The following is a 13,471-nucleotide window of genomic DNA, read 5'->3' as shown; positions in this document are numbered from 1 at the left end:
TCCTACCGACCTCCTTCGCGGAGCTGTTCGAGCCGTTCGGAGAGGAAGCTCCACGTCCTCCAGAACTCGTCGAGATATTCCTGACCCTGAGCATTGAGGGAATACACCTTGCGCGGCGGGCCCTTTTCCGACGGGACCTTCTCCACGTCGACGAGACCCCGTCGCTCGAACCTGACCAGTAGGGCGTAGATGGTGCCCTCGGCGATGTCGGTGAAGCCCTGCTCCCGCAACCACGCGGTGATCTCGTAGCCGTACGCAGGCCGCCCGGACAGCATCGCGAGCACGATCCCCTCCAGCGTGCCCTTCAGCATCTCCGTCATCTGTTTGACCACGGCTCACCTCCTCACTACTCAGTGCTGTTGACTACCAGTAGATAGTAGCACTGAATAGTGCGGACACAACTGTGCCCCCGGCGGTCACCGGGGGCACGAGTCAGTTGTCGCGGGAGACCATCAGCCAGCTGACTTGGATGTCCGGTGCGCGAGTCGGCGCGACGGAGACGGTGATGTTGCCGTCGGCACCGACCGTGATCCCGCCGTACGACGCCGCCGTACCGGTGCCCGTGAACAGACGCTGCTGGTCGACGACCGAACCGTTGACCGTGACTTGGGCGGCGCGGTTGGCCCACGGCCACGGATCGAAGTACCCGGCGTGGACCGTGTACGTCCCCGGCTCCAGGCCGCCGAAGGTGTAGACGAGCGCCTCGTGATCCTTGGCGTAGCGCAACGTGCTGTACAGGTCACCGCTGCCCGCGGGTGCGCTCGACCCGGTGTAACCCCAGGTCGTCCCGGTAACGGGATCGGTTCCCAATGGTTGCTCGGGGCCCGAATTCAGCAGGGCACCTTCACTGGCGGCGGCCCGCATCAGCGTCTGCCAGTCCGGCGTCGCGGCACCGCCCGCGTTGACGGCGTACCGAGCGTTGTGCGGGACCACCATGACGGACCGCGTGAACGTTCGCCCGTCCGACAGGGTGCCGCGGAGGCTCGCCGGCCCCGGCTGCGCGATGGTCGACGCATCCCACGTGACCACGACCTGCTGTGAGCCCGCCGCCGTCTTCACACTGACCGCGGCCGGCAACGTGCTCGTGTCGTTCAGCCAGACGTGATCCGGCAGCGACGTCTCGACAGTCCAGCGCTGGTACGGCGCCAGGTCGCGCAGCGTCCACTCCTGGTCGGGGCCGATCGACAGGCTGCCGCCCTCGCCGAAGCTCATCGGCATCCAGATGTACGGCGCGTTGGCCAGGTCATCCGGAGTCCAGCGGTCCCCCATGAAGGCGTACTTGTTCCGCGCCGGATCGACCGGGATCACCGACGTACTCTGCGACCGATAGGTGTCCGCCGCGCCTGCCCCACTGATCGGGCTGCCTTTGTCGGTCCACTGACCGAGAACGCTCGTCGCGGTGGCGTAGCGCGCCGGGTTCGGATCCCATCCCGTGGCCCCGGAGGTGATCAGGTAATAGGTGCCCTCGGACTTGAACATCGCCGGCGCCTCCCGCTGGTTGCACGCGAGCGTCCGCACGAAGTCCTTCCCCTGCACGGCCTTCTCGGGCGGCGCGGACAGGTACGTGTACGACTTGTTCAGCTTCGAGATGTACATCGTCCGGTTCTCCTCGGAGGAGTACACGATGTACGCCGTCCCGTCGTCGTCGACGAACAGGTTCATGTCCCGGGCCATGCCGCCGGCCGGGTCGAACGCGGACCCGGTCCCACACCACGGCACCGAGTCGCTCGGCACGCGGTTCAGCCGGTACGAGTCGATCCACCGGAACGGCCCGGCCGGCGAATCCGCGATCGCCACTCCGGCCTCGGCCCGCGCGTACGTCGACGTACCGGTCGGGGACGACGGTCCGTCGGAGTGCACCCACATGATCCACTTGCCGGTCGTCTTGTTGTGGATCACCTTCGGCCGCTCGAGGATCGACGGGCGGGCCCAGCCGTCGGTGCGGACGCTGTTGGTGGACAGGTCGCGCCAGACGATCTCCTTCTGCGTGGCGGTGTAGTGCTTGTACAGCTTCGCGAAGTACTTGTCGTTCGTGAACTGGTCCGGTGAGCTCATCGCCCGCAGTGCGAGACCTTCGTCCTTCCAGTTGTACAAGTCGTACGACGCGTACACGTGGACTCCGGGTGAGTCGAAGTACCCGTTGCTGCGGTCCTCGCCGTACCAGTACCAGATCCGCCGGCCGCGCTGGTCGGTCGACGGCACCACCTGGCCGCCATGTGCCTGGATCACCTGGCCCGTGGTGTCGAGCCATTCGGCGCCGGGGCGGAACGAGTTGTAGGTCGTGGGTGCGGGTGGGGCCGGGGCGGCGATCGCGACCGGGGCCAGCAGGGTGAGCGTTGCGCTCAGGACGGCGAGTCTGATCAGTCTCATCCGGGGTCCTTACGTCGGGGCGGACGGGCAGTAAGGATGTTTACGTCAACACGGCTGGAGACATCGATTACAGCCCGCTGGGGGGGTGTCGTCAAGGGCTCCCGAGCTGGCTCGTGGTGCGTTCCACGATGATCGCTGCCGCGTACCGCGTCGTACCGGGCGGTTCGACGTCCGCCCAGTCGCCGGTGTACTTCCGGGCGATCGCCTGCTCCAGCGCGAGATCCGGGTCGGGGATCAACCCGTCGACCCGCCCCCGCAGTTCCAGGTAGTACGTCGGCCGGGCCGGGTCCACGATCACGACTGAGATCCGCGGGTCACGTTGCAGGTTGCGCAACTTCTGGCGGCCCTCCACCAGGCTGATCCGCACCCGCTCGCCGTCCCAGAGGAACCACAGCGGCGTCACCTGCGGCTCACCTCGCTTACCGATCGTGCCAACGAACGCGACTGTTGCCGATGACAACAGTTCCTCGAACTCGGCCGGGATCTCCACTCTCGCCTCCTGATGTACGTCGGTCCGTGGCCCGACAAGACTGGCATCACGCTGTCGCGTGCGTCGAGACTGTCGGTGGCCTGGACGAGCATGGTCGCATGACCAATCAGCTGAGACTCGGCCTGGTGTTTCCCCCGGCGCTGCCCCCGGAGTCGATCAGACCGTTGGCAAGGTCGGTGGACGCCGCCGGGCTGGACGACTTCTGGGTGTCGGAGGACTGTTTCAAGGAGAGTGCGGTCGCCAGCGCTGTGGTCGCGCTGGAAGCCACCGAGCGGGTGCGGGTCGGAATCGGCATCCTGCCGGTGCCGTTGCGCTCTGTCGCCCAGGCGGCCATGGAGATCGCGACCATCGATCGGCTGTTTCCCGGCCGGTTCGTGGCCGGCATCGGTCACGGCGTACAGCCGTGGATGGAGCAAGCCGGAGTGCGGGCCGACGCCCCGCTCACCTTGCTGCGCGAGTACGCGACCGCACTACGCCGGTTGCTGGACGGCGAACGGGTCACCGTGTCCGGCCGCTACGTGCACCTGGACGACGTCGCGCTGACCTACCCGCCGCTGCAGCCCACTCCGCTGCTGATCGGCGCGGCCGGTCCACGATCGCTTGCCGCAGCGGGCCGGCTCGGCACCGGCACAATGCTCCCACTCGGCCTGAACCTCGCCGAACTGAAGCAGTCGACCGCAACCACCCTGGCCGACGCCGCACCAGGCCACGAGGTCGTGGCCACCCTGACCGTAGCCACCGGACCGGATGCTCACGCACGGGTGGACGCCGAGCTGGCCAACTGGGACATTCCAGGCGGACGAGAGGTGGGTGCCGCCGGCAACGCGCGCAGCATCGCCGACCGCATCCTGCAACTGGCCGACGCCGGGGTGACCACAGTCTCCATCCAACCGTGCCGCGACGAACCGGACCTCGACACCTTCGTGCATTTCCTCGGCAAGGACCTCAAGCCCTTGCTGCACGCCTGAGGCGCCCGATCAAAGCGGCGGCGCCGAGCAACGCCGGTACGGCGATCGCGACCGGCAGGGCACCACCGGTGTCGAGCGTCTGGCGAGGTGAGACGGTGATGTGAACCGGTGGTCCGGCGACCAGAGCTCCGCTCTGCGGGATCAGTACGACGTACACCGCGAAGTGACCGGGGTTGACGGCCTGGAACTCCCAGTCCAGTTGGGTTTCCCGGCCGGCCGGGACCGGCTGGGTGACGTCCTGCGTCCAGTCCTCCAGGTCGACGTACACGCCGTCGAGGCTGACCACGTTGAGATGGGCGATGGCCGGACCGGACTCGCTGACGACCGACTCGACGGTGAGGGTCTGGCCTAGCTGCGTGGTCAGTTGGTCCTGATTCATCGTGATCGTCGGGTTGGCCATCACGACGGTGGCGATCAGGCTGAGCAGGTTCATCGCAACCCCGCAGTCAGCCGGACGAGCCGCGGACCGGCCGCGATCAGAACCACGATGACGACCAGTGCGACCACGACCGGCGCGACCAGGTAGCTGAGGTCGTTGGTCCAGCCGCGGCGGCCGACAAGGATCTGGGAGATGTAGTGCAGGGCGGACCCGATCGGGTTGATCCGGGTCAGCACCTGGCCGAATCCGGTCTTCGGCAGCGCGGGCAGTTGGGTCGGCGCGAACAGCACGAGCAGCAGGAGCAGGCCGCACGCCAGGCTCGTCTTGTTGGAGTTCGTCCAGCCGCTGAAGAGCAATGCGATGCCGCCGAGCCCGATCGCGACCAGCGTCCCGACGACCAGGGCGAGGAGCGCCGCCTGGCCTGCGCCTGCCACGCCGCGGCCGAGCACCCACAGATAAGGGAGCGTGACGGCCAGGCAGGCCAGCCACATCGTCGAGGCGGCCGCGAGCTTGCCGACGACGATCGCGCGCCGGGACACGGGCGTGAGCAGAAGCGCCTCGAACGTGCCGCGTTCGCGCTCGCCGCTGATCGCATCCGCACTGACCACGACCGTGAGCAGGACCCCGACCGCCAGCCCGACCTGGACCGTGAGGTTGACCGCCTCGCGTTGCTCGAGGAAGTTCATGGCCTGATTGGTCGCGGCCAGGTAGGTCATCGCGCTGAGCAGGAGGCTGAACCCGAACACCAGCACCGGTCCGCGTCCGCCGATCCAGAGGTCCCGGCTCTCCTGCTCGGCAACCACTGTCCACCTAGTCATGACCGCTCTCCCCGGTCAGGTCGAGGAACGCGGCACTCAGGCTGCCCGCTCCGGCGACGATTCCGGCGATCGGTCCGGCCGCCCGAAGCCTGCCGTGGTCGAGGATGAGCACGCTGCCGCAGACCTGCTCGACCTCGGTGAGCGTGTGGGTCGATAGCACCACCGTCACACCACGTCGACCGGCGATGTCCGCGATGGTGCTCAGAATCTCGCGCTGACCGGCCGGGTCCAACCCGAGCGTCGGCTCGTCCAGGAACACGACCGCGGGGTCGTTGACCAGCGCGCGGGCGATCCCGAGCCGTTGCTTCATACCCCGGCTGTACGTCGAGATCCGTGCACCCGCTCGATCGCCGAGACCCACGTCGGTCAGCAATCGCCCGGCCACCGCGCGTGCATCGTGGCGACTCGATCCGAACAGCCGCGCTGCGTAGCGGAGGTACTCCGCACCGGTCTGCCGCGCTGGATACCCGGTGCTCTCCGGCAGAACACCGATGCGCTGCCTGATCCGGTGCGGCTGCTCGCTGGGTACGCCGGCGACGCTGAAGGTCCCGCCGGTCGGCTCGAGGATCGTTGTGAGCACGCGGATCGTGGTCGTCTTCCCGGCGCCGTTGGGGCCGAGCAGTCCGATCACCTCGCCCGCGTCCGCGGCGAAGGTGAGTCCGTCGAGGGCGTTGCGCGCGCCGTACCGCTTGCTCAGGCCGATCGCCTCGATGGTCGCCATGGGCCGACGGTAGGTCCGCCCGGCTGAATCCCCGCTGAACGGTGCATTCAGCCGGGATTCAGCCAGAATGGAGGAGGATCGCCTGGAGGTGGGTGATGCGCGCGCTGGTGGTGGAGGACGAGCTCCGGCTGGCCACGGGCCTGCGGGCCGGCCTGGAGGCAGAGGGGTACGCCGTCGACGTCGCGCTGACCGGGACCGACGGACTGTGGCTCGCCCGCGAGTACGGGTACGACGTCGTCCTGCTGGATCTGATGCTGCCCGGGATCGACGGGTTCGAGATCTGCGCGACGCTTCGGGCCGAGCAGGTGTGGACGCCGATCCTGATGCTGACGGCACGGGATGCGGACACCGACCAGGTCCGTGCCCTCGACACCGGCGCGGACGACTATCTCACCAAGCCCTTCTCGTACGCCGTCCTGATCGCCAGGCTGCGCGCCCTGGTACGGCGGGGTGCGGCGGAGCGACCGTGCGTTCTGGAAGCAGGTCACCTGCGGCTGGATCCCGCGGCCCGACGAGCCTGGGCCGGTGAGGTCGAGCTGGCGCTGACCGCGCGGGAGCTGTCGTTGCTGGAGTTCCTTGTTCGGCGGCATGGTCAGGTGGTCTCGAAACGAACGATCCTGGACCACGTCTGGGACTACGACTTCGACGGCGACCCGAACATCATCGAGGTCTACATCCGGCGACTCCGCACCAAGCTCGGGCAGGACTCGATCACGACCCTGCGCGGAGCCGGCTACCGACTTGCCGATTGACGATGGGGAGGTCGCGCCATGCGGCTGCGGGTGACAATCACAGCGGTGCTGGTGCTCGGCCTCGCGCTCGTCGCCGGCGCCCTGGTGCTCGTCGCGTTGCTCGGCTCGGTGCTCACCGACCAGGTGTGCCAGGACGCGCGGGACCGAGCCGCGCAACTGAGCTCGGCGACCGGCACAGGCCGGCCACAGTCGACGAACAGCGAACTGATCCAGTGGACCGCAGGACAGGGCGGTGGCGAGACGATTGCTTCTCCGCCTGCCAACGGCTGCGTCTCGGTCGAACCTCCCGGTTATCCGGAGGACTTCGTCTTCGCCGCGGCACCGCTCGCCACCGGTGGTGACGTGATCGTGGGCAAGCCCTTGGTGGATGTGCTCGACTCCACCCGGTTCGTACGTCGCGTCCTCCTGGTCGGGGTGCCGTTGATGATGCTGATCGTCGGCGGCGTGACCTGGGTGGTGACAGGACGGATCCTGGCGCCGGTCACGGCGATCCGGCGTGAGGTCGACGAGATCACCGCGACCGAGCTCCACCGCCGCGTCCCCGCCGCCCGCACCGACGAGATCGGCCGACTGGCCAGGACGATGAACCGGATGCTCGATCGCCTGCAGCGGTCGCAGGAGAGCCGGCTGCGGTTCGTCTCCGACGCCTCGCACGAGTTGCGGTCGCCGATCGCGGCGATCCGCCAGCACGCCGAGGTCGCCCGGGCCCATCCCGGGCGCACGACCGTCACCGAGCTGGCGGCGACAGTCCTCGACGAGGATGTGCGGATGCAAGGCCTGGTCGACGATCTGCTGTTACTGGCCCGCTCCGACGAGGACCACACGGAACCTCCGAACACCCCGGTCGATCTCGACGACCTCGTTCTCGCCGAGGCGCAACGGTTGCGATCGGCAACAAGTCTGGCGATCGACACGACCGGTGTGTCCGGCGGTCAGGTCCGCGGCGACGAGGCGGCGCTGGCCCGGATGATCCACAACCTCGCCGACAACGCCGCGCGGCACGCCCGGTACCGGATCGCGTTCACCCTCACGGAGTCCGCCACCACCGTCGTCCTCGCCATCAGCGACGACGGTCCCGGTGTCCCCGCGGCCGACCGGACCCGCGTCTTCGACCGGTTCGTCCGGCTGAACCCGGCCCGCTCCCGCGACGCCGGCGGCACCGGCCTCGGCCTGGCGATCGTTGCCACCATCATCGAACGCCACCACGGCACGATCACGATCCGCACCGCCGACAGCGGAGGCGCCACCCTGGAAGCCAGAATCCCACAGGCCGACCACACCTGAGGCCGCTCAGCCGTCGCGTGGGGCACCGGGGACGACGAGGCCTGACTCGTAGGCGGCGATCACGGCCTGGGTGCGATCGCGTGCGCCGAGCTTGCCGAGCAACCGGCTGACGTGGGTCTTGACGGTCTCGTCGCTGACCACCAGCCGGGTCGCGATCTCAGGGTTGGACAGACCCGCGGCGATCAGCCGGAGCACCTCGATCTCGCGCGGTGTGAGGTGGCCGAGAGACGCCGCCGGGTCGCCGGCCGGACGACGCCGGGCGAACTCCGCGATCAACCGGCGCGTCACGGTGGGCGCGAGCAGACCACCGCCGGACGCGATCACCCGGACCGCGTCGAAGAGGCGTTCCGCGGTCACGTCCTTGAGCAGGAAGCCGCTGGCTCCGGCGGCCAGAGCGTCGTACACGTGCTCGTCCAGGTCGAACGTGGTCAGCATCAGGATCCGCGGACCGGCCGTGGGACCGGAGTCGGTGACGATCCGACGGGTCGCCTCGATACCGTCCAGGACCGGCATCCGGACATCCATCAGGACGACGTCCAACGCCTGGTCGCGACACAACCGGACCGCCTCCGAGCCGTCGGCAGCGGTGCCCGCGACGACGAAGTCCGGCTGGGTACCGAGGAGTGTGCCGAATCCGGCGCGGATCACCTCCTGATCGTCGACGACGGCGATCCGTGTCGGTGTCGTCATGGCGCGTCCAGCGGGATCGGAAGAACAGCCTCGACCACGAAACCGCCGCCCACGGACCGGCCGAAGGTCAGGGAACCACCCATCATCGCGGCGCGCTCGCGCATGCCCACCACCCCGTGTCCACCGGCGCCGTCGGGGTCGAGGGCCGGGCCTGGACCGCTGTCGCGGATCCGCACGCGCAGTGTCTCGTCGGCGTAGTCCAACTCGACGTCCGCGGCCGCGCCGGGTGCGTGCCGGCGTGCGTTGGTCAGCGCCTCCTGGACGATGCGGAACGCCGTCAGCTGAACCCCCGGATCGAGCGGGACGACACCGCCGCGCACGATCAAGCGAGTGCTGGCGCCGGACGATGCACGCGCTTCGTCGACGAGTGCGTTCAGCTCTTCCAGACCGGGCTGCGGTGCCCGCACGGCCCGAGTGCCGGTGTCAGCGTCTTCGCGCAGTACGCCGAGCAGCCGGCGCATCTCGGTGAGAGCGGATCGCGCGGTGTCGCCGATCGCGATCAGCCGTTGCGCACCCTCCGGCGGTAAGCCTGGTGTGGACAGCCGGGCGGTCTCGGCCTGGACGGCGATGATCGAGATGTGGTGCGCGACGACGTCGTGCAGTTCGCGGGCGATCCGGGCTCGCTCACCCCGTGCGGCGTAGTCATGCAGGGTCTCCGCGGTCTCCCGCTCGGCTGCCGCTGCGGCCACCGCCGTACCGCGTTCCCGTACGGCGGTGCCGAGCAGGACCGCGGCCGTCATCAGGACCAGCACGACAGTCGAGTCCACCCGCGGCTCACCGAGCGCGAGCACCACGAACGGCAGCAGCAGCGGGAACGCCACCAGACGCGATCTGCTCCGCGCCAGCCGGTACGCAGCGATCATCCCGGCCAGCACCGCGGCGACGTACGGCGTCTCCGGGCTGGCGAGCAAGACGCTGTTCGCCAGGGTGACTGCGAGCGCTGCGGGAACCGGGTGGGCCGGCAGGAATGCGAGCGGCACCGTCGCACAGAGCCCGAGGAGCAGCGCCGTCCCCTGGTCCAGGCCGCTCCGGTCGCCGCGGCTCGCAGACTCCATGACCGCGAGCAGTGCGAGCAGGACCGCCACGACGACGTACGCATCGCGGGTGTCGGCGATCCTGCGGACGGCAACGAACGCCCGGTCGCCCAGCTCACGGACCTGGCTCACAGCCTCATTGTCCGCCCGGTCCGTCACCCTGGTCGTCCCCCACGCGAGGGACGACCAGAGCGCTCAGGAGCGTGACGAAATCTGCCGGACCGAGCCGTAGCGTCTCAGGCATGGAGTCCACCACGATCGAGGTTCGCGAGCTGTCCAAGACGTACGGCGCCACAGTCGCCGTGGACGGTCTGTCGTTCACTGTCCAGCCGGGGCAGGTGACCGGGTTCGTCGGACCGAACGGAGCCGGGAAGTCGACGACGATGCGGGTGATCCTCGGGCTGGATGCGCCGGACGACGGCGACGCATTGGTCGGCGGCCGCCGCTACCGGGATCTCGCATCGCCGCTGCGCGAGGTCGGTGCGCTGCTCGACGCGGCTGCGGTCCATCCGGGCCGGAAGGCGCGCGATCACCTGCTCTGGATGGCGCAGTACAACGGTTTGCCGGCCCGGCGCGTCGACGAAGTCCTCGAGCAGGTCGGCCTCACGCAGGCGGCACGGCGCCGGGCCGGCGGGTTCTCCCTGGGCATGCGGCAGCGGCTCGGGATCGCCGGGGCGCTGCTCGGGGATCCGCCGGTACTGTTGTTCGACGAGCCCGTGAACGGGCTGGACCCCGAGGGCATCGTCTGGATCCGCGGTCTGCTGCGGTCGCTGGCGGCCGAGGGCCGGGCAGTGCTGGTGTCCAGCCACCTGATGGGTGAGCTCGAAGGCAGCGCGGACCATCTGATCGTGATCGGCCGCGGCCGGCTGATCGCGGACACAACCGTGGCGGAGCTGGTCTCCGCCGCATCGGCGGACAGAGTCGTACTCCGCACTTCGCATCGGACCCAGGCGATGACAGTGCTGGCGACGGCCGGCGCCACGGTCGCCGCGACAGACCATGATCGAGTGACCGTGACCGGGTTGACGTCAGAGCACGTCATCAAACTGCTGAACCAGCACGGGCTGACGTTCACCGAGGTCGCCGCGCATCGGGCGTCGCTGGAAGAGGCCTACATGGACCTGACCCGCGACGTGGTCGAGTTCGCCGCGCACGGCCGGCCACTGGAGGCGTGAACGATGACGAGCTTCCTGCGTGTGCTGCGCGGAGAGTGGACGAAGTTCCGCTCCGTGCGGAGCACCGCGCTGTGCCTGCTCGCGGCGGTCGCAGTCACCGTGCTGCTGGAACTCCTGGGTACGTCGGCCGGCTCGACCGACGCCAACGAGCAGCCGCGGTACTCCGACCAGGCCTACTTCGTGCACAAGCCCCTGGCCGGCGACGGCTCGGTGGTCGCCAGGGTGGTCAGCCAGCAGAGCAGCCACGAATGGGCCAAGGCGGGCCTCCTCGTGAAAGCTGGGATCACACCGGGATCGCCGTACGCCGCTGTGCTTGTCACACCTGACCACGGCGTGCGGATGCAGGCGATGTTCGACACAGATCTGGCCGGACCGCCCGACCGGGCGCCGCAGTGGCTCAAGCTGACCCGGGTCGGCAGCTCGATCACCGGGTACGCATCTGCCAACGGCCAGGACTGGCACGAGGTCGGGACGCTGACCGTGGCGCTGCCGCGCGACGTCGAGATCGGCCTGTTCGTCGCGTCACCGCCGTCGTACGTGTCCACCCGAACCGGCGGCGGAACGTCGATCGGGATCAGGAACACGATAGGCGCGGCGATCTTCGACGATGTCAGGGTGACCGGTGCACTGGCAGGGAGCCGGGACTGGATCGGTCAGAACATCTCGACGGTGCCGTCGAAGGAGACCGGTGGAGTTCCGATCGGTGACCTGAGCCGGTCCGGCGACACCTTCAACGTCACCGGGTCGGGCGACATCTCCGGGTACGGCATCGCGAGCTGGCATTCGCCGGGCGACGACGATGTGGTGCTGCTCAGCCTCTTCGGCGTACGCGTCGGAGTGATCGCGGTGATTGCCCTCGGCGTGCTGTTCATGACAGCGGAGTACCGGACCGGGCTGATCCGCACGACGTTCATCGCCGGACCCCGGCGCGGCCAGGTTCTCGCTGCGAAGGCCGTCGTGCTCGGCGGCACCGTGTTCGTGGCTGGGCTGATCGCCAGTGTCGCGTCGTTCCTGATCGCGCAACCTGGGCTGCACTCGGGTGGCTACAACCCACCGGCGTACCCGCATGTGTCGCTGCTGGACGGCGAGAGCCTGCGTGCGGTCGTCGGAACCGCCGCCTTCCTCGCCCTGATCGCGCTCTTCAGCCTCGGCATCGCCGTACTCCGGCGACGTACTGTCGGCGCGATCGTGTTCGTCGTCGCACTCGTGGTGGTGCCGCAACTCGTCGTACCGGTGATCTCTCCCGATGCCGACATCTGGGCCACCCGGCTGACCCCGATCGCTGGGCTGGCCGTGCAGCAGACGGTCGACGCGGGCCAGGTGATCGGTCCATGGGCGGGTCTGGGCGTGCTCTGCGGGTACGCCGTCGTTGCACTCGGTCTGGCCCGCTGGCAACTCGGCCGCCGGGACGCCTGATGGCCGCCGGATGGAGGCTGCTCGCCGGACGGGCGCTGCGGGCAGAGTGGACGAAGCTGCGCACGATGCCGGCCACCGGCTGGACGCTTGCCGCGGTGGTGTTGTCGACGGCAGCCATCGGGGCCTTGGTGACTTGGGACCTCACACCGCCGGATTGCGCGCGCTCCGACCCCAGCTGCGACTTCGATCTCGCCAAGCTGAGCCTGTCCGGGGTCTACCTCGGACAGGCGGCGGTGATCGTGATCGCAGCGCTCGCGGTCACCGCCGAGTACGAGACCGCGATGATCCGAACCACGCTTGCGTCCTGCCCGCGGCGGTTCGTCGTCCTCGCCGCGAAGGCGGTGGTTGTCACCACCGCGGTCGTCGGGGCCGCCACGATCAGTGTGTTGCTATCGCTGCTGGCCGGCCGCGAATTCCTGGCCCGCAACGGGTTCACCACGACCGCGGGCTACCGGCCGCTCTCGCTCGGAGACGGGCCGACCCTGCGCGCGTACGGCGGAACCGTGCTGTACCTCGGCCTCGTCGCCCTGCTCAGCCTCGGCGTCGCCTTCGTCGTCCGCCATACCGGCGGCACGGTGACGATCCTCTTCGTCCTGCTCTACGTCGCGCCGATCATGTCGATCGCCGTCACCGACCCCCGCTGGAAGGAATGGATCGAGAAGGCGTCACCGATGACCGCAGGCTTGTCGATCCAGGCCACCCTGCGCCTGGACGCCCAGTCAATCGCTCCCTGGTCAGGTCTCGCCGTCCTCGCCCTGTACGCCGCCGCCGCACTCGCCACCGCCCTGGCCCTCGTCCACCTCCGCGACGCCTAGCATCCTCAACGGGGGTCGTTGCCTGTCAGGCCGTCGATGGCTTCACGCAGCAGGTCGGCGTGACCGGTGTGTTTGAGGTACTCCTCCAGGAGATCGATGAGAAACCGGCGGCGGCTCTGGGCCCATTCCGGGTCGCCGGTGTCGATCACCACGTCGAGACCGCCGTCGGCGCTCAGTTGCGCCCAGACGGCTCGAGATCGCGCCGCGGCTCCGTACCACTCGGCGTACAGCTCCTCCGGGTCGTCCGTGACCGCTGACTCCCACCCCCACTCGTCGTTCTCGACCCAGCTACGGGTGTTCCACGGCGGCCCGAGCGGTTGCTCTGCCGCTTGGGCGGTGAAGCCGTCCTCGACGAACGTCATGTGCTTCACCAAGCCTGCCAGGGTCATCGTCGACGGCGGATGCGTACGGCGCAGCTGCTCCGCGTCGAGACCGCCGGTCTTCCAGGCGAACTGCTGTCGCACCCGATCGACGGCGAACTGCAGCATCTCCGCATCGTTGCCACGCGGGCACTCGGCCTTCGGAATGTCTCGCCAGTCCACGGAGCCTCCTCGTCGGT

Annotated in this window: 15 protein-coding genes; 6 read left to right on the top strand and 9 right to left on the bottom strand. The window is 68.9% G+C overall.

The features are described from left to right. Window positions 1-2: 2 nt before the first annotated feature. From ACGFH6_RS25190 to ACGFH6_RS25180, 3 genes are all read right to left on the bottom strand, one after another. Window positions 3-320, bottom strand: a complete 318-nt coding sequence (locus ACGFH6_RS25190; protein WP_393388285.1) for a PadR family transcriptional regulator — start codon at window positions 318-320, stop codon at window positions 3-5. Between the two features lie 112 nt (window positions 321-432). Then, a complete protein-coding gene (locus ACGFH6_RS25185) occupies window positions 433-2,370 on the bottom strand; it encodes a family 43 glycosylhydrolase (RefSeq protein ID WP_393388283.1) in 1,938 nt (645 codons plus the stop codon). Window positions 2,371-2,461: 91 nt separating this feature from the next. Beyond that, the gene (locus tag ACGFH6_RS25180) at window positions 2,462-2,860 is read right to left on the bottom strand and encodes a PPOX class F420-dependent oxidoreductase (protein ID WP_393388280.1); all 399 of its coding nucleotides are present in this window, start codon (window positions 2,858-2,860) and stop codon (window positions 2,462-2,464) included. A gap of 98 nt (window positions 2,861-2,958) precedes the next feature. Here ACGFH6_RS25180 and ACGFH6_RS25175 point away from each other — a divergent pair, with 98 nt between their 5' ends. After that, entirely contained in the window at window positions 2,959-3,828 is an 870-nt protein-coding gene (locus tag ACGFH6_RS25175) for an LLM class flavin-dependent oxidoreductase (RefSeq protein WP_393388277.1), read from the top strand. Here the strand turns inward: ACGFH6_RS25175 and ACGFH6_RS25170 are convergent. Genes ACGFH6_RS25170 through ACGFH6_RS25160 form a run of 3 tightly spaced genes read right to left on the bottom strand, consistent with a single transcriptional unit; the run spans window position 3,806 to window position 5,746 of the window. Then, entirely contained in the window at window positions 3,806-4,261 is a 456-nt protein-coding gene (locus tag ACGFH6_RS25170; RefSeq protein WP_393388275.1) for a hypothetical protein, read from the bottom strand. The genes ACGFH6_RS25175 and ACGFH6_RS25170 overlap by 23 nt on opposite strands. Continuing rightward, a complete protein-coding gene (locus ACGFH6_RS25165) occupies window positions 4,258-5,025 on the bottom strand; it encodes an ABC transporter permease (protein ID WP_393388272.1) in 768 nt (255 codons plus the stop codon). Before ACGFH6_RS25165 ends, ACGFH6_RS25170 begins: the two co-directional genes overlap by 4 nt. After that, complete coding sequence (locus tag ACGFH6_RS25160) at window positions 5,018-5,746, bottom strand: ABC transporter ATP-binding protein (RefSeq protein WP_393388269.1); 729 nt, start codon at window positions 5,744-5,746, stop codon at window positions 5,018-5,020. Before ACGFH6_RS25160 ends, ACGFH6_RS25165 begins: the two co-directional genes overlap by 8 nt. Window positions 5,747-5,841: 95 nt before the next feature. On the opposite strand from ACGFH6_RS25160, the gene ACGFH6_RS25155 reads away from it, so the two are divergent. Both ACGFH6_RS25155 and ACGFH6_RS25150 read left to right on the top strand, forming a co-directional pair. After that, window positions 5,842-6,498 (top strand): response regulator transcription factor, encoded by a 657-nt coding sequence (locus ACGFH6_RS25155; RefSeq protein WP_393388266.1) that lies wholly within the window; start codon window positions 5,842-5,844, stop codon window positions 6,496-6,498. 18 nt (window positions 6,499-6,516) lie between these two features. Beyond that, the gene (locus tag ACGFH6_RS25150; protein ID WP_393388264.1) at window positions 6,517-7,782 is read left to right on the top strand and encodes a sensor histidine kinase; all 1,266 of its coding nucleotides are present in this window, start codon (window positions 6,517-6,519) and stop codon (window positions 7,780-7,782) included. A gap of 6 nt (window positions 7,783-7,788) precedes the next feature. Here ACGFH6_RS25150 and ACGFH6_RS25145 read toward each other — a convergent pair whose 3' ends face one another. Together ACGFH6_RS25145 and ACGFH6_RS25140 are read right to left on the bottom strand one after the other, a co-directional pair. Next, the gene (locus tag ACGFH6_RS25145) at window positions 7,789-8,472 is read right to left on the bottom strand and encodes a response regulator (RefSeq protein ID WP_393388262.1); all 684 of its coding nucleotides are present in this window, start codon (window positions 8,470-8,472) and stop codon (window positions 7,789-7,791) included. Then, window positions 8,469-9,638, bottom strand: a complete 1,170-nt coding sequence (locus ACGFH6_RS25140) for a sensor histidine kinase (protein WP_393388259.1) — start codon at window positions 9,636-9,638, stop codon at window positions 8,469-8,471. The genes ACGFH6_RS25145 and ACGFH6_RS25140 overlap by 4 nt, the downstream gene beginning before the upstream one ends. Before the next feature lie 110 nt (window positions 9,639-9,748). Between ACGFH6_RS25140 and ACGFH6_RS25135 the strand changes: the two genes are divergently transcribed. Genes ACGFH6_RS25135 through ACGFH6_RS25125 form a run of 3 tightly spaced genes read left to right on the top strand, consistent with a single transcriptional unit; the run spans window position 9,749 to window position 12,912 of the window. After that, complete coding sequence (locus tag ACGFH6_RS25135; protein ID WP_393388256.1) at window positions 9,749-10,681, top strand: ABC transporter ATP-binding protein; 933 nt, start codon at window positions 9,749-9,751, stop codon at window positions 10,679-10,681. Between the two features lie 3 nt (window positions 10,682-10,684). Further along, complete coding sequence (locus tag ACGFH6_RS25130) at window positions 10,685-12,097, top strand: hypothetical protein (protein WP_393388253.1); 1,413 nt, start codon at window positions 10,685-10,687, stop codon at window positions 12,095-12,097. Beyond that, entirely contained in the window at window positions 12,097-12,912 is an 816-nt protein-coding gene (locus ACGFH6_RS25125; RefSeq protein WP_393388251.1) for an ABC transporter permease, read from the top strand. Before ACGFH6_RS25130 ends, ACGFH6_RS25125 begins: the two co-directional genes overlap by 1 nt. A 5-nt stretch (window positions 12,913-12,917) precedes the next feature. On the opposite strand, the gene ACGFH6_RS25120 is transcribed toward ACGFH6_RS25125, so the two are convergent. Then, on the bottom strand, window positions 12,918-13,454 hold the full coding sequence (locus ACGFH6_RS25120; protein WP_393388248.1) for a DUF664 domain-containing protein: 537 nt from the start codon (window positions 13,452-13,454) through the stop codon (window positions 12,918-12,920). Between the last annotated feature and the right edge of the window lie 17 nt (window positions 13,455-13,471).

The organism is Kribbella sp. NPDC049227 (genome assembly GCF_043197265.1).
GTDB lineage: Bacteria > Actinomycetota > Actinomycetes > Propionibacteriales > Kribbellaceae > Kribbella.
This window is presented reverse-complemented; position numbering and strand designations above follow the sequence as displayed.

What these genes read in the sequence shown, in the direction of transcription:
- ACGFH6_RS25155 (WP_393388266.1), top strand. Translation starts at nt 5,842, where the DNA reads ATGCGCGCGCTGGTGGTGGAGGACGAGCTCCGGCTGGCCACGGGCCTG.
- ACGFH6_RS25190 (WP_393388285.1), bottom strand. Translation starts at nt 320, where the DNA reads ATGACGGAGATGCTGAAGGGCACGCTGGAGGGGATCGTGCTCGCGATG.
- ACGFH6_RS25125 (WP_393388251.1), top strand. Translation starts at nt 12,097, where the DNA reads ATGGCCGCCGGATGGAGGCTGCTCGCCGGACGGGCGCTGCGGGCAGAG.
- ACGFH6_RS25135 (WP_393388256.1), top strand. Translation starts at nt 9,749, where the DNA reads ATGGAGTCCACCACGATCGAGGTTCGCGAGCTGTCCAAGACGTACGGC.
- ACGFH6_RS25170 (WP_393388275.1), bottom strand. Translation starts at nt 4,261, where the DNA reads ATGAACCTGCTCAGCCTGATCGCCACCGTCGTGATGGCCAACCCGACG.
- ACGFH6_RS25175 (WP_393388277.1), top strand. Translation starts at nt 2,959, where the DNA reads ATGACCAATCAGCTGAGACTCGGCCTGGTGTTTCCCCCGGCGCTGCCC.
- ACGFH6_RS25150 (WP_393388264.1), top strand. Translation starts at nt 6,517, where the DNA reads ATGCGGCTGCGGGTGACAATCACAGCGGTGCTGGTGCTCGGCCTCGCG.
- ACGFH6_RS25165 (WP_393388272.1), bottom strand. Translation starts at nt 5,025, where the DNA reads ATGACTAGGTGGACAGTGGTTGCCGAGCAGGAGAGCCGGGACCTCTGG.
- ACGFH6_RS25185 (WP_393388283.1), bottom strand. Translation starts at nt 2,370, where the DNA reads ATGAGACTGATCAGACTCGCCGTCCTGAGCGCAACGCTCACCCTGCTG.
- ACGFH6_RS25160 (WP_393388269.1), bottom strand. Translation starts at nt 5,746, where the DNA reads ATGGCGACCATCGAGGCGATCGGCCTGAGCAAGCGGTACGGCGCGCGC.
- ACGFH6_RS25145 (WP_393388262.1), bottom strand. Translation starts at nt 8,472, where the DNA reads ATGACGACACCGACACGGATCGCCGTCGTCGACGATCAGGAGGTGATC.
- ACGFH6_RS25130 (WP_393388253.1), top strand. Translation starts at nt 10,685, where the DNA reads ATGACGAGCTTCCTGCGTGTGCTGCGCGGAGAGTGGACGAAGTTCCGC.